The 14,038-nt window shown below is 73.4% G+C and carries 13 protein-coding genes; 8 read left to right on the forward strand and 5 right to left on the reverse strand.

All coding sequences use genetic code 11. The annotated features are described in order from the left end of the window. Positions 1–11 precede the first annotated feature (11 nt). From ACQP04_RS09540 to ACQP04_RS09560, 5 genes are read right to left on the reverse strand one after another with little or no spacing between them, the layout of a single operon-like run. Entirely contained in the window at positions 12–902 is an 891-nt protein-coding gene (locus ACQP04_RS09540) for an ABC transporter permease (RefSeq protein WP_156067578.1), read from the reverse strand. Continuing rightward, positions 899–1,933 (reverse strand): ABC transporter permease, encoded by a 1,035-nt coding sequence (locus ACQP04_RS09545; protein WP_433506696.1) that lies wholly within the window; start codon positions 1,931–1,933, stop codon positions 899–901. The genes ACQP04_RS09540 and ACQP04_RS09545 overlap by 4 nt, the downstream gene beginning before the upstream one ends. Then, the gene (locus tag ACQP04_RS09550) at positions 1,933–3,477 is read right to left on the reverse strand and encodes an ABC transporter substrate-binding protein (protein WP_433506697.1); all 1,545 of its coding nucleotides are present in this window, start codon (positions 3,475–3,477) and stop codon (positions 1,933–1,935) included. The genes ACQP04_RS09545 and ACQP04_RS09550 overlap by 1 nt, the downstream gene beginning before the upstream one ends. Then, entirely contained in the window at positions 3,474–4,481 is a 1,008-nt protein-coding gene (locus ACQP04_RS09555) for an ABC transporter ATP-binding protein (RefSeq protein ID WP_433506698.1), read from the reverse strand. Before ACQP04_RS09555 ends, ACQP04_RS09550 begins: the two co-directional genes overlap by 4 nt. After that, complete coding sequence (locus ACQP04_RS09560) at positions 4,478–5,482, reverse strand: ABC transporter ATP-binding protein (RefSeq protein WP_433506699.1); 1,005 nt, start codon at positions 5,480–5,482, stop codon at positions 4,478–4,480. The genes ACQP04_RS09555 and ACQP04_RS09560 overlap by 4 nt, the downstream gene beginning before the upstream one ends. 255 nt (positions 5,483–5,737) lie before the next feature. Between ACQP04_RS09560 and ACQP04_RS09565 the strand changes: the two genes are divergently transcribed. The 8 genes from ACQP04_RS09565 (at position 5,738) to ACQP04_RS09600 (ending at position 14,016) form a co-directional block, all read left to right on the forward strand. Beyond that, positions 5,738–7,123, forward strand: coding sequence for a 4-hydroxyphenylacetate 3-hydroxylase N-terminal domain-containing protein (locus ACQP04_RS09565; RefSeq protein ID WP_433506700.1), 1,386 nt, complete (start codon positions 5,738–5,740; stop codon positions 7,121–7,123). Then, on the forward strand, positions 7,120–7,647 hold the full coding sequence (locus tag ACQP04_RS09570) for a carboxymuconolactone decarboxylase family protein (protein WP_433506701.1): 528 nt from the start codon (positions 7,120–7,122) through the stop codon (positions 7,645–7,647). Before ACQP04_RS09565 ends, ACQP04_RS09570 begins: the two co-directional genes overlap by 4 nt. Then, positions 7,644–8,486: an SDR family NAD(P)-dependent oxidoreductase gene (locus ACQP04_RS09575; protein ID WP_433506702.1), complete on the forward strand. Its 843-nt coding sequence runs from the start codon at positions 7,644–7,646 to the stop codon at positions 8,484–8,486. Before ACQP04_RS09570 ends, ACQP04_RS09575 begins: the two co-directional genes overlap by 4 nt. A gap of 55 nt (positions 8,487–8,541) precedes the next feature. Then, positions 8,542–9,168, forward strand: a complete 627-nt coding sequence (locus ACQP04_RS09580; RefSeq protein WP_433506703.1) for a TetR/AcrR family transcriptional regulator — start codon at positions 8,542–8,544, stop codon at positions 9,166–9,168. A 109-nt stretch (positions 9,169–9,277) separates the two neighbouring features. Then, positions 9,278–10,039, forward strand: a complete 762-nt coding sequence (locus ACQP04_RS09585) for an IclR family transcriptional regulator (RefSeq protein WP_433506704.1) — start codon at positions 9,278–9,280, stop codon at positions 10,037–10,039. 285 nt (positions 10,040–10,324) lie between these two features. Continuing rightward, positions 10,325–12,643, forward strand: coding sequence for a xanthine dehydrogenase family protein molybdopterin-binding subunit (locus ACQP04_RS09590; protein ID WP_433506705.1), 2,319 nt, complete (start codon positions 10,325–10,327; stop codon positions 12,641–12,643). Between the two features lie 4 nt (positions 12,644–12,647). Further along, positions 12,648–13,508, forward strand: coding sequence for an FAD binding domain-containing protein (locus ACQP04_RS09595; RefSeq protein ID WP_433506706.1), 861 nt, complete (start codon positions 12,648–12,650; stop codon positions 13,506–13,508). Further along, positions 13,498–14,016: a (2Fe-2S)-binding protein gene (locus ACQP04_RS09600; protein ID WP_433506707.1), complete on the forward strand. Its 519-nt coding sequence runs from the start codon at positions 13,498–13,500 to the stop codon at positions 14,014–14,016. The genes ACQP04_RS09595 and ACQP04_RS09600 overlap by 11 nt, the downstream gene beginning before the upstream one ends. Positions 14,017–14,038 lie beyond the last annotated feature (22 nt).

The following is a 14,038-nucleotide window of genomic DNA, read 5'->3' on the forward strand; positions in this document are numbered from 1 at the left end:
GTCGCGGGAGGTCAGAAGGTCTGTTGGCGGGGGTCGAGCTCGCGCCGCAGCGCGTCGCCGACGGCGATGAAGCAGTACGCCGTCAGGACGATGGCGAGACCCGGCGCGAAGACCTGCGTCGGCGCCTGGGACATGTAGCCGTAGGCCTGGCCGAGCATCGACCCCCAGCTCGCGGTCGGCGGCTGGACGCCGAGCCCCAGGAAGCTCAGGCTCGCCTCGGCGAGCAGCGCCGTGCTCATGAGCAGGGACATCTGGATGACGACGGGGGCGACGGCGTTCGGCAGGACGTGCCGCACCGCGACCCGCAGCGGGTGGGACCCGTAGGTGACCGCGGCCGGGACGTACAGCCGTTCCCGGGTCGAGAGGGTCTGACCACGGATGAGCCGGGCGACGCTCGGGGCGAACACGATGCCGATGGCGCACATCGACGTGACGAGCCCGGGCCCGACGACGCCGGTCACGCCGATCGCCAGCACGATCGCGGGGAAGGCGAGCACCGTGTCGAGGACCCGCCGCAGGACGATGTCGACGATCCCGCCCGCGAAGCCCGCGGCCAGGCCGAGCGGGAGCCCCACCAGCACGGCCACCGCCATCGCGAGCACGGAGGCGACCAGCGAGGCCCGGGCGCCGTAGAGGAGCCGGGACAGGACGTCGCGACCGAGGTCGTCCGTGCCGAGCGGGTGGGTGGCGGACGGGGTGGCGAGCCGGTCGGCGATGGACTGCGCGTTCGGGTCGTGCGGCGCGATCAGGGGCGCGAACACCGCCACGAGGACGAGGACGACGAGCACGCCCACGGCGACGAGGGCGGCCTTCTCCTCGTGCCGCCAGCGGCCGAGGGCGCGACGGAGGCCCTCTGCGCGCGGGGTCGCCGGTGCGGTCACGGTGTCGACGGTGGTGGTCACGACAACCTGATCCTCGGGTCGATGCGGCGGTACAGGATCTCCACGATCGCGTTCGCCACCAGCACGATCACGGCCATGACCAGCACGACCGCCTGGATGACCGGGTAGTCGCGCTGCTTGACGGCGTCCACGACGAGGGTGCCCATCCCGGGGATGGCGAAGACGACCTCGACCACGACGGTGCCGCCGACGAGCCGGTTGATGAGCAGGCCCAGCACGGTGACGACGGGGACGCCGGCGTTGCGCAGGGCGTGCCGGACGAGCAGCGCGGTCCCGGAGATGCCCTTGGCACGGGCCATCCGGATGTAGTCCGCGGTGAACACCTCGAGGAGTGCACCCCGCAGCTGCCGCGCCACCTCCGCGACGCCGGCGGCGCCGAGGGCCAGGGTCGGGAGCACGGCGAACCGGAGGAACTCGCCCGCGCCGTCGCCGGCCCGGGAGAAGCCGGTCGCCGGGAACCAGGGGTTCCAGATGGCGAACACGGTCACGAGCACCAGCCCGAGCCAGAAGTTGGGGACGGCGATGCCGAGCGTCGCGGCGCCGGTCACCACGCGGCCCTCGGGGCGCTTGTTCCGGACCGCCCCGACGATGCCGGCCGCGACCCCGACCACGACGGCCAGGAGCAGCGAGCAGAACACCAGGGAGAGGGTCACGGGCAGCCGCTGCGCGAGCAGCCCCGCGACACTCTGGCCGGAGTACAGCGAGGTCCCGAAGTCGCCGTGCAGGACGCCGGCGGCCCAGCTCCCGTACTGCGCGAGCAGCGGCTTGTCGAGGCCCAGCTGCGCCCGGATCTCCGCGAGCCGCTCCGGGGTGGCGTTCTCGCCGGCGATCGCGGTCGCCGGGTCACCCGGCACGAGCTTGATCAGCCAGAAGGCCACGAAGGTCGCGAGCACGAGGGTGGCCAGGAAGGCGCCGGCCCGGAGCGCCAGCGTCCGCGCCGCCGCCGCACGACGGCCGGGCCGCCGGGCCGCCCCGTCCCGCTGCGGCTGCAGCGGGACGGGCGCGGCCGTGACCGGGGGTGCCGTGGACATCAGGCCCCGCTCGCCTTGTTCAGGAAGGCGACCTTCGGCTTGCCGAGCAAGCTCGCGGTGTAGCCGGTGACTGCCGTCGAGTACGCCGTGACGTCACCACGGAAGTAGAGCGGGGCGTAAGGCGCGAAGTCGGCGATGAGCTTGTCCGCCTGTGCGTAGGCCGCGGCGCGCTGCGCGGTGTCCTCCGTCGCGACCGCCTGGGCGAGGACCTGGTCGAGCCCCGGGATCGCCACCTTGCCGGGGTTCTGGTAGCTGTTCTGGGCAAAGAGCCGGTTGTAGGTCTGGCCGGGGTCGGGTCGACCGGACCATCCGTACTGCGCGGCGTTGGTGCCCTGCTTCTCGAAGTACAGCGAGACGCCCTGGTTGGTGTCCATCGACTGGACCTTGTAGTCGATGCCGATCTCGGCCAGCTGGGACCGGATGATCTCGTTGCGGCGGATCTCGAGCGGCGAGGCGGTGGCGACCGAGGTGAGTGTGACGCCGCCGGTGGGGTACCCCGCCTCGGCCATCAGCTGCTTGGCCTTGGCCACGTCGTGCGGCCAGATCGCGTCGTTGGCCTTGTCGTAGGCCCAGTGCGAGGTGGGCAGCGGCTGACGGGCCGGCTCGCCCTGCCCGTTCACGGTGCCCTGGATGATGTCGTCGCGGTCGAGGGCGAGGTTGATCGCCTGGCGCACCCGGACGTCGTCGAGCGGCTTCTGCGCCAGGTTGAAGTAGATCATGTCGAAGTAGAGCCCGACGGGGCTCTCGACGGTGAGCTTGCCGCTGTTCCGCAGCTGCGGGATGTCGTTGGCGTCGAGGGCGTCGGCAAAGTCGATCTGCCCGGAGAGCAGCGCGTTGGCCGCGGCCTTGGGATCGGTGATGATCCGCATCTCCAGGTTCTCCATGGGCGGCGGCGTCCCGTAGTAGTTCGGGTTCCGCTTGAGCACGAGCCGATCGCCGGGGCTGTAGCTGACCAGCGTGTAGGGGCCGGCACCGACCGGCTTCTGGGCGAAGTCGGCATTCGCGGCGGTCGGGCCGACGATCATGCCCGCGCGGTCCGCGAGGACGAGGACGAGCGAGGTGTCCGGGGTCTTCTCCTTGATCACGACGGTCGTCGGGTCGGGTGCCTCGACCCCGGCGACGTTCGACAGGTCGGCCTTGTTCGTCTGGGTCTGGTAGCGCTCCAGGCTGGCCTTCACGGCGTTGGCGTCCAACGGGCTGCCGTCGGAGAACTTCAGTCCCGGCCGGAGCTTCAACTGGAGGGTGGTGGGGTCGGTGAAGCTCCAGGACTCGGCGAGTCCGGGGGTGGCGACGAGTGTCTTCGGGTCGAACTCCACCAGGGTCGCGTAGATCGGGTAGAGCGACACGTGGTCGGTGCCCGAGGGGCCCGCCTGTGGGTCGAGCGAGGACGGGTTGTTGCTGACGGCGACGGTCAGCGTGGTGGCGGTGGTGCCACCGCTTTGAGCCGGTGCGCCACACGCGGCCGTCACGAGGAGGGCCACGCCCAACAGGCCGAGCAGCGCGCGCCTGACGACAGCGGACGCCGTTGTCCGGTACAGGGTCACGATCGAGCCTTTCGGAGGAGGGACGACGGGAGCGGGACGGCCGGGTCCGCTGTCGCGGACTGCGGTTCGAGCAGGTGGCAGGCGGCCGAGTGGGCCGGCGACACCGGGACGACGACGGGCTCGACCCGCGGGCAGCCGTCGACCGCCACCGGGCAGCGCGGGTGGAACCGGCAGCCGGTGGGCGGGTTCGCCGGGTCGGGGATCTCCCCGCGGACCGGACGGTCGGCCCCGCCGCTCGCGCGCGCGCCGGGCAACGAGGACAGCAGTCCCTGCGTGTAGGGGTGCTGCGGATCGACGAGCACGTCCCGGGCAGGACCCGACTCGACGACCTGGCCGAGGTAGAGCACCGCCACCCGGTCGGCGACGTAGGGCAGCAGGGCGATGTCGTGGGTGATGAAGACGTACGTCAGGTCGCGCTCCGCGCGGAGCTCCACGAGCAGGTTCACGATCTCGGCCTGCAGGGAGACGTCGAGCGCGGACACGGCCTCGTCGCAGATCACCAGGCGGGGCCTCGAGATCAGCGCCCGCGCGATCGCGACCCGCTGCCGCTGCCCGCCGGACAGCTGGTGCGGGAACCGCTCCTGGAGCGGTCCCTCCAGGCCGACCCGGTCGAGCATCGCCGCGGCCCGGTCGCGGGCCTGCCGCGCGGACGTCCCCGCGACGACGAGCGGCTCGGCCACCGACTCCCGGACCCGCCAGCGCGGGTCGAGCGAGGACCCCGCGTCCTGCGGGACGAACTGCATGCGGTGCCGCTCCCGGCGGAGGGCGGCGCCGCGGAGCGACGCCCAGTCCAGGCCGTCGAACTCGACGGACCCGCCGGCCACGGGAACGAGCCGGAGCAGCGCGCTCGCGATCGTGGACTTCCCGGAGCCGGACTCGCCGATCACGGCGAGGGTCTCGCCCTGGTGCAGGTCGAGGTCGACGTGGTCGACGGCGCGGAGGCGCCCGCGGCCGACCCGGTAGTCGACCGTCAGGCCACGGGTCCGGAGCAGCGGGGCGCTCACCGGACCCCCGCACCGGCGACGACGACGGAGTCGCGCGGATCCGACGCGCGGACGCACCGCACGCTCCGGTCGGGTCCGAGGGCGACGAGCTCCTGCGGCCCGGCGCACTCCTCGCGCGCCTCCCGGCACCGTGGCCGGAACAGGCAGCCCTCGGGCGACGCCGACGGCGGCGGCACCCGGCCGGGGATGACGTCGAGCTGTTCGCCCCAGCCGTCCACCCGCGGGCGGGCGGCCATCAGCCGGCTCGTGTACGGGTGGCTCGGCCGGTCGAGGACGCCGGCGGTGGGCCCGATCTCGACGACCTCACCGGCGTACATGGTGACGACGTCGTCGCACACCGCCCCGACCGCGCCGAGATCGTGCGTGATCAGCAGGACGGACATGCCCTCGTCGTCGCAGAGCGTCCGGAGCAGGCGGAGGATCTGCGCCTGGATGGTCAGGTCGAGGGCGGTCGTCGGCTCGTCGGCCACGAGCAGGCGCGGCCGGCAGGCGATGGCCGCGGCGATCATCGCCCGCTGCCGCAGACCACCCGACAGCTCGTGCGGGTACCGGCGGTACCGGCCCGCCGGGTCCGGCATCCCCACACGGGCGAGCACGTCGATCGCCTTGTCGCGCGCGGAGCGGCGGTCCAGTCCTTCGTGGACCCGGATCGTCTCGGTGACCTGGGTGCCGATCGTGAGCAGGGGGTTCAGGGCCGTCATCGGGTCCTGGAAGATCATCCCGACCAGCGAGCCACGGAGCCGGTCGGCCGCCGCGGGGGAGAGGTTCAGCAGGTCGGTGTCGCCGAAACGGGCCCCGCCGCCGATCGTCGTCGCCGCCGGGTCGTGCAGACCCAGCAGGGCCAGCCCGGTCGCGGTCTTCCCGCTGCCCGACTCGCCGACGAGGCCGACCATGCGGCCGGCGCCGACGCGGAACGAGGCGTCCCGGACTGCGGCATGGGTGCCGGTGCGGGACCGGAAGACCACCGACAGGTGATCCACGACGAGGTCGTCGCCCGCCATTGGGCCTCCTCCATGATCTCAATCACTTCAGACTTTAAAGATATTGGTTCAGGAGTTGAGGACTGTCAACGGTCGGCCCGGATGCCGCCGTGCGGGTCGCCGCCGACGGCGGTGCCGCAGGACGCTCGTGACACTTCGTCAACCGTGTCGTTGACACTCTGTCAAACGCTACGTAGAACAGGGGTCGATGTGCGCCACCGGTGATCGCGGCCGGGCGTCGCCCAGCTGCCGACCGACGGAGCGAGGAGCTGTCCCGTGCTGACCGGTGAGGAGTACCTCGCGTCCCTGAACGACGGGCGCGTCACCTTCTTCGAGGGCGAGGAGGTGAAGAACATCCCCGAGCACCCGGTCATGGGCACCGCGGCGCAGCTGACCGCGGCGACCTACGACCGGTTCCACAACCCGGAGCCGGGGGCGGTGAACCTGCTGATGACCCCGCCCCGCAGCCCCGGGGACCTGCGCGACCTGATCCCGGTGCTGAGCGAGGCGGACATCGTCACGCGGGTGACCTTCGGGTCGCTGATGGCGCTGCTCACCCCGGCGGACCGGCTGGCGGAGGCGGGGGCCGGGCACGTCGACGCGATCCTCGGCTACCACGACCAGGCGAAGCGCACGGACATCCGGATCACGGAGTGCATCACCGACGCGAAGGGCGACCGGGGCCGGCCGCCGCAGGGGCAGACGGACCCCGACGCCTACGTGCGCGTGGTCGACCGGTCCGACGAGGGCGTGGTCGTCCGCGGGGCGAAGCTGCACATCACCGGCGCCTCCTACGGCCACGACCTGATGGTCATGCCGACCAAGCGGATGAGCGCCGAGGCCGGGGACTACTCGATCGCGTGCGCGATCCCTGTCAACGCGCCCGGCGTCCGCATCATCAACTCCTCCTACGCCCCGCGGGGCGAGGACGTGCGGCACTTCCCGCACACCAGCCACGACCACATGCCGGACGGGTTCGTGGTGTTCGACGACGTGTTCGTGCCCCGGGACCGGGTCTTCCTCGACGGGGACCCGCAGTACGCCGCGGTGTTCGCGCACTCGCTCGGGCTGTGGGAGCGCATCGGCGGGGTGTCGCAGATGACCCGCAACGCCGAGCTGCTCGTGGGGTTCGCGCACCTGATCGCCGACGCGAACGGGCTGCTCGGGGTGGCGCACATCAAGGACAAGCTCGCGGAGATGATCATCCACGCGACGATGCTGCGGGCCGGTCTCGAGGCCGCGCTGCACAACGCCGTCGTGACCCCGCAGGGCTTCGTGCACCCGAACGAGCTGTACACGAACGCCGCGAAGTACCAGGGCGCGGCGAACTACAGCCTCATGGTCCGGCACCTGCACGACATCGCGGGCGGGTCGCTGCTCACCGCGCCCACCATCGGCGACCTGGAGAACCCGCAGACAGGCGGGTACGTCCGCAAGTACATGCAGGGCCGCCCGGGCGTGCCGGCGGAGAACCGGCTGAGGGTCTTCCACGCGATCCGCGACCACACCGCCGACGCGTACGGCGGCTGGCACGCCGCGACGAACGTGCTGTCCGGCGGCGGCCTGTACGCCCAGCGGATCGTGGCGTCGAACCACTTCGACATCGAGGCCGCCCGCGCGATGGCCCTCGCCGACGCCGGTATCGAGAGCTGGTCGGCGTGAGCCCGCGCCTCGCCCCGGTCCCGCCCGACGACCGGATGCGCACCGACCTGCAGCGCGGCGCGGAGCCGCTCAACATCTTCCGCACGCTCGCGCACAACCCCGAGCTCATGCACAAGGCGATGTCGCTGGGGAACCGGTTCCTGTTCAAGGGGAACCGGCTCGATCCGCGGGCGCGCGAGATCATGATCCTGCGCAGTGCCCGGCGCACCGGCTCGGTCTACGAGTTCGGCCAGCACACGATCATCGGCCGGAAGACGGGATTGTCCGAGGCCGAGATCGCCCGGCTCGCCCGCGCCGACGCGGGGGAGTGGCCGGCCGACGAGGGGCTGCTCGTCACCGTCGTCGACGAGCTGTCCACCACGGACACCCTGACCGAGGGGACCTGGGAGCGGCTGCGGGCCGCCTTCGACGAACCGACGATCGTGGAGATCCTGCTGCTCCCGGGCTTCTACCGGATGCTGGCCGGCTTCCTCAACGCCACGGGCGTCGAGCGGGAGGCGGACACGCCGGGGTGGCCGGAGTGACGGGCGGACGGTTCGCCGGGCGCACCGCGCTGGTCGTCGGCGGGGGCACGGACGGTCCCGCCGCACCCGGCGAGACACTGCCGATGGGAAACGGCCGGGCGATCGCGATGCGCCTGGCGGCGGAGGGGGCGTCGGTCGCGGTCACGGACGTGTCGGCGGAGCGGGCGGAGGAAACCGTCGCGGCGCTCGGCGGCAGCGGGCTCGCCATCGAGGCCGACGCCGCGGATCCGGACGCGTGCCGGGCCGCGGTCGACCGGGCGGTGGCCGGGCTCGGGCCTCTCGACGTCGTGGTGTGCAACGTCGGCATCGGGGGCGGCGGGCCGCTCGGACGCCAGACCGTGGAGCAGTACGACCTCGCGATGGACGTCAACGTGCGCAGCCACTGGGTCACGGCCGAGCGGGCGCTGCCGGGGATGGTCGAGCGCGGGCGCGGGGCGTTCGTGTTCGTCGGCTCGGTCGCCGGCGCCTGGAGCAACGGGTTCGCGCTGAGCTACGAGACGTCGAAGGCGGCCCAGCTCGCGCTCGCCCGGCACATCGCGGTGCGCTTCGGCAGCCGCGGGATCCGCGCGAACACCGTCGTGCTGGGCCTCATCGCGTCGGCCATGTCCCGGCGGGAGCAGGGCACGGACGGCGGCACCCTCGGCTGGCGGGCCGCACTGCCCGCGCTCGCCCGGCAGGGGTCGCCGGAGGAGGCCGCGGCGGCCGTGGCCTTCCTGGCGTCGGACGACGCCGCGTACGTGACCGGGACCGAGCTCGTCGTCGACGGCGGGTTGACCTGCCGGAGCCCGGACTCGCTGTTCCGCGGCCGGGATGCCGTCGTCGCGCCACCGAGCGGCTGAGCCGGTGGCCGGCCGGCTGTACCGTGGCGCTCGCGTGCGGGGAGAGGAGGCGGTCGTGCCGGATCCAGGGGCGGGCGCACCGGAACCCGGGCAGGGCCGCAAGGGGAGGCCGGGGCAGTCACGGCCCGCACAGTCACGGGCGGCGACCGAGCAGCTGCTCGTCGACGCCGCCGTCGACCTGCTCCGCGAACGGGGCGTGCTCGACGGGATGAACCTGCGCGAGATCGCCGATCTCGCCGACGTCCACCGGGCGCTGGTCTACCACTACTTCGGGTCCCGCCAGGAGCTGTTGCGCGCCGCGGCCAAGCGGGAGATCGCGCGCCCCCGGGACGAGGTGCCCGGCGAGGCGGACATGGACACGGCGGAGTGGCTCACCACGTCGTTGGGGGCGTCGCTGCGGTACCGGGAGGCGATCCGGCTGATCGTCCTGCTCGTCCTCGACCACGACCGCACGGTCCGCACGCTCACCACCCGTCGCGCGACCATGGGACGCCTCGACCCCGAGCCGGCCGTCGACGATCCCGCCGCGCTGTACGCCGTCTACGCCTCGATGTCCTACGGCTTCGGGCTGCTGTCGGAGCGGTTCGCCGACGAGCTCGGCATCGAGCACGAGGACCTCGAACGCCGCTTCCTCGACCTCGCGTCCCGGATGTTCGCCGCGGTCGCGACGGACGCGCCCTGAGAGCACGGATCAGGGCGCGCGATAGGTGGTGCCGGAGCCGGCGTGCACGGGCCGGACGAGGCCTCGTGCATGCTGTCACGACGTCGTCGAGGTCGGGGGTGCAGCGAGCGTGGCGGAACCAGCGGGTCTCGCCGGCGGGAGCCAGCGCGAGGGCCGGGACCTGCAGGTCCTCGCCCGCTTCACGCGGGTGCTCGAGCTGTTCGACCACGAGCGCTCGCGGATCGACCTCGCCTACGCCACCTCCCAGCTCGGCCTGAACCGCTCGACGACCTACCGCTACCTCGCCGCGATGGTCAAGCACGGGCTGCTGACCCACAGCCCCGGGCAGGGCTACGCGCTCGGCCCCACGCTGTCGAGGGTCGGGCTGCTCGCCCTCGACCGGCTCCCGCTGCTCGACCGCGCCGACCCGGTCATGGGACGGCTCTCCGAGGCCGTCGGCGAGACGTCCGTGCTGTCGATCTGGGGCGGCCGGGGTCCGCTCGTGGCACGCGTGCACGACGAGCAGAGCCGCTTCATCAGGATCTCGGTCGCCGTCGGGTCGACGCTGCCGATCGTGACCGCGCAAGGGCAGATGTTCCTCGCCCACCTGACCGACGAGCGCGCCATTCGCCGCGCCCTCGAGGGCCTGGACGAGACGGTGCGCGACGCCCTGCTGGCCAAGCGGCCCGAGATCCGCCGCTCGGGCATCGCCATCAGCGACGCGTCGGGCGACGGGCTGCGGGGGATCGCCGCCCCCATCCACGGGGTCGACGGCTCGCTGACGGCCACCATCGCACTGATCGGCACCATCAGCCGGATGCCGCAGGACAAGGACGACGCCCGCGTCACCGCCCTCCTGCAGGCCGCGCAGACACTGTCCGACCCGGAGTAGCGCGTCTCAGCGCTCGGTCGATGCGGGTCGGTCGATGCGGCTCGGTCGGGGAGTCGGCCGGCTCGACGCCGATGCCGGAGGATTCGTCGATCACGAAGACGAGCGGTGCAGCCGAGGCCGGCATCCGTGCCCGCGCGAAGTCGTGCCGGCCGACCCCTGCTCGTCCGCGTCGGATTCGGATACCGTCCCGATGCGGCGGAGCTGCGACTTCCCGCTGTCCTCGCACGACATGTACGGCAGCACGACACCTGAGGAGTGATCGGTCGAGAACGGCGGGTGATCTCGGTGCGCGATGCGGACGCGAACTCCCCCCTGGGGGCGCGCCTCCCACGGTTCGAGGACGCCCGGCTCCTGCGTGGGCGTGGAGTGTTCACGGCCGACGTCCCGCCGCCGCACTGCCTCCACGTCGCCTTCGTCCGCTCGCGCCACCCGCACGCCCTGATCGAGGACGTCGACGTCAGCAGAGCGGGGACGGCGCCCGGCGTGGTCTCCGTCCTGACCGCGGCCGACCTGCCGCACGTCCCGCTGGTGGACGCGGTCGCCGTGCCCGGCCTCGTCAAGACCCCGCAACCCGCCCTCGCGGGGGAGCGTGTGCGGTTCGTGGGGGAGGCCGTCGCGATGGTGCTGGCCGAGAGCCGGGCCCTGGCCGAGGACGCCGCCGAACTGGTCGAGGTCCGCCACACGGCGCTCCCTCCCGTCGTCGACCCGGAGACGGCGACGACGCTGCCACCCCTCGACCCCGTCCTGACGAGCAACGAGGTGTACCGCGGCGAGCGCGCGACCCCGGCTCTCGAGGAGGCCTTCGCCGCCGCCGATCACGTCGTCTCCGGGCGTTTCACCACCGGCAGGCTCACGGCCGCACCGATGGAGGGCCGCGCGTGTTCGGCGACGTTCGACCCCGTGGCCGGCACGCTGACCGTCCGCTGCTCGACCCAGTCGCCCCACCTGCTGCAGCGCAAGATCGCCCTCTGTCTCGGCATGGATCTCGCCGCTGTCCGTGTGCTCGTCGACGACGTCGGCGGCGGGTTCGGGCAGAAGATCCCGGCGTCGCCGGAGGAGATCGCCGTGGCGCTGGCGGCCCGCGCGGTCGGCCGCCCGGTCCTGTGGGTGGAGGACCGCCGGGAGAACATCGTCGCCGGGCCGCAGGGCAAGGAGCAACGCGTCGAGCTCGCGCTGGCCCTCGACGCCGACGGCACCTTCCGCGCCCTGCGCTGCGACGTGCTCGGCGACGCCGGGGCCTACTCCTTCAACTCCGCCAGCGCCCTCATCGAGGCCTATCTCGCGGCGGGTCTGCTGCCCGGGGCGTACCGCATCCCGGAGACCGGCTGGCGGGTGCGCTCGGTGCTCACCACCAAGGCGCCGATCGCCCCCTACCGGGGCGTGGGCTGGACGAGCGGGCACACGGCCCGGGAGCTGCTGATCGACCGGGCGGCACGGCTGCTCGGGCGCGACCCGGTGGATCTGCGCAGGCAGAACCTCGTCCGACCCGGCGACCTGCCCTACATGACGCCCACCGGCATGACCTACGACAGCGGCAGCCACCTCGCCACGCTCGAGCGGGCGGCGAAGCTCGTCGACGCCGCGAACGTCGTCCCCGGGCCCACCGCCGACGGTCGCTACCGCGGGGTCGGGATCAGCCCGTACGTCGAGCCGTCCGGCTGGGGCTCCGCGGGGGCGGGGGAGTCCTCCTGGTCGTTCGCCTCGCACGACTCGGTGCGGGTCGAGATGGCCGCGTCCGGTGCGGTCACGGCGGTGGTCGGCACCCCGTCGCAGGGACAGGGCCACGCCACGAGCCTGGCCCAGGTCGTCGCCTCGGTGCTGACCTGCGACCCGCGGCGGGTCCGCGTCGTGACCGGCGACACCGCCGGCGCTCCGCTGAGCACCGCCGGTACCCGGGCGAGCCGGGTCGCGACCGTGATCGGCGGAGCGTTGCTGCTCGCGTCGGAACGGCTCGCCGGCAAGCTGGCGCTGGTGGCCGGTCACCTGCTCGGGGTGGATCGGGGGGAGATCTCGTTTCGCGACGGTCGGGCCGTCGCCCCCTCCGCCTCGCTCGGGCTGGCCGAGATCGCCACCGCCGCGGTCGCCGACCCCGCCGTCCGTGCGGCGTTGCCGGAGCCGGACCTCACCGCCACCGCGTTCTACGACCCGCCCGCGACCTACTCGAACGGGTGTGTCGCCGTGGTCGTCGACGTGGATCCCGGAACGGGGCGGGTCGACGTCGTCGACGCGGCCGTGGTGGAGGACTGCGGCACCGTGATCAATCCGATGATCGTGGACGGCCAGACGCTCGGCGCGTTCGCGCAGGGCGTCGGCGCGGCCCTCTACGAGGACGCGGGCTACGGCGCCGACGGATCCCCGCACGCCACCACGTTCGGCGACTACCTGCTGCCGACCGCCCGCTGCCTGCCGCGGGTCGCCCTCGAGCACCGGGAGTCGCCCGCGCCGCACACCCGCGGGGGCATCAAGGGCATGGGCGAGTCGGCCATGATCGCGACACCGGGGGCGGTCGCCTGCGCGGTCGCCGCGGCGGTCGCCCCGCTCGGGATCACCGTGACCCACACCCCGATCCGGCCGCACGAGCTCGCGGCCCCCACCGAGGACTGACCCGGTGAAGCCCGCGCCGTTCGACTACGCGTCGCCGTCCACGGTCGACGAGGCCCTCGGCCTGCTGGCCGACCACGGCGGATCCGCCCGGGTGCTCGCGGGCGGACAGAGCCTGCTGCCCCAGATGGCACTGCGGCAGGTCCGCCCTCGCCTCCTGGTGGACGTCAACCGGGTGGCCGGGCTGAGCACGCGGAGCACGACCGACGGGGGAGCACGTCTCGGTGCCACGGTCCGGCAGGCCGCCGTGCTCCGCGCGGGCTCCGGGACCGGGCTGCTCGACGCCGCCCTGCCCTGGGTCGGCAACCCCGGCACCCGGTCCCGCGGAACCGTGGTCGGCAGCCTCTGCTCCGCCGACCCGGGGGCCGAACTCCCGACGGTGCTGCTCGCCGTCGGCGGGAGAGTGGAGGTCCGCTCGAGGGCGGGCAGCCGGACCGTCGAGGCGGCCGCGCTCTATCGTGGCCCTGGACGGACCGCACTGGCGCCGGACGAGCTCGCTGTCGCCGCGACGTTCCCGCTCGACACCGACGACACCCGGAGCGCCTGGCTGGAGTTCGGCCGCCGCCCCGGCGACCTGCCACTCGTCGGGGTCGGGGTGGTGGCGCGCGTCCGCGACGGCGTCGTCGACGCGGTGCGCATGGCCTGCGCCGGCGTGCACGACGTGCCCTGGGCGGTCCCCGTCGCCGACCTGCGTGGGGCCGGAGGTGGTCTCGCGCGGGAGGTCGCGGAGGTCGCCGCCCGCGAGTGCCGCCCGGTCGACGACCATCGCACGACCGCCGCTCATCGCCGGGCGCTCGTCCGCACCCTCGTCCGCCGCGCACTGGAGCAGGTGCTCCGGCCGGACACGGAGGTCATCGGTGCTGCCTGACGATCCGCTCGTCCGCCGTGCGGCGGACCCCGTCACCGTCACGCTGACCGTGAACGACCGCCCGGCCCGGATGACCGTGGAGACCCGGACGTCGCTGGCCGACGCCCTGCGCGACGAGCTGGGGCTGACCGGGACGCACGTCGCCTGCGAACAGGGCGTGTGCGGCGCCTGCACCGTCGAGGTCGACGGCGAGGCCGTCCGCGCGTGCTCGCTGCTGGCGGTCCAGGCCGAGGGCGCCGAGGTGCGGACGGTCGAGGGACTGGCCGCGCCCGACGAGCCGCTCCACCCGATCCAGCAGGCCTTCACCGAACACCATGCCCTGCAGTGCGGATTCTGCACCCCGGGGCTCCTGATGACCGTCCACCGCCTGCTCGCCGAGCGCCAGGGCGTCGACGAAGCCGAGGTCCGGACGGTCGTGTCCGGTCACCTGTGCCGGTGCACGGGTTATCAGGGGATCGTCGACGCCGTCCTGCACGCCGACCGGACGTGGGACCGCCCGATCGTCTGAACCGACTCCCTGCCACCCCGAC

Source organism: Pseudonocardia halophobica (assembly GCF_050948485.1).
Classification (GTDB): Bacteria; Actinomycetota; Actinomycetes; order Mycobacteriales; family Pseudonocardiaceae; genus Pseudonocardia; species Pseudonocardia halophobica.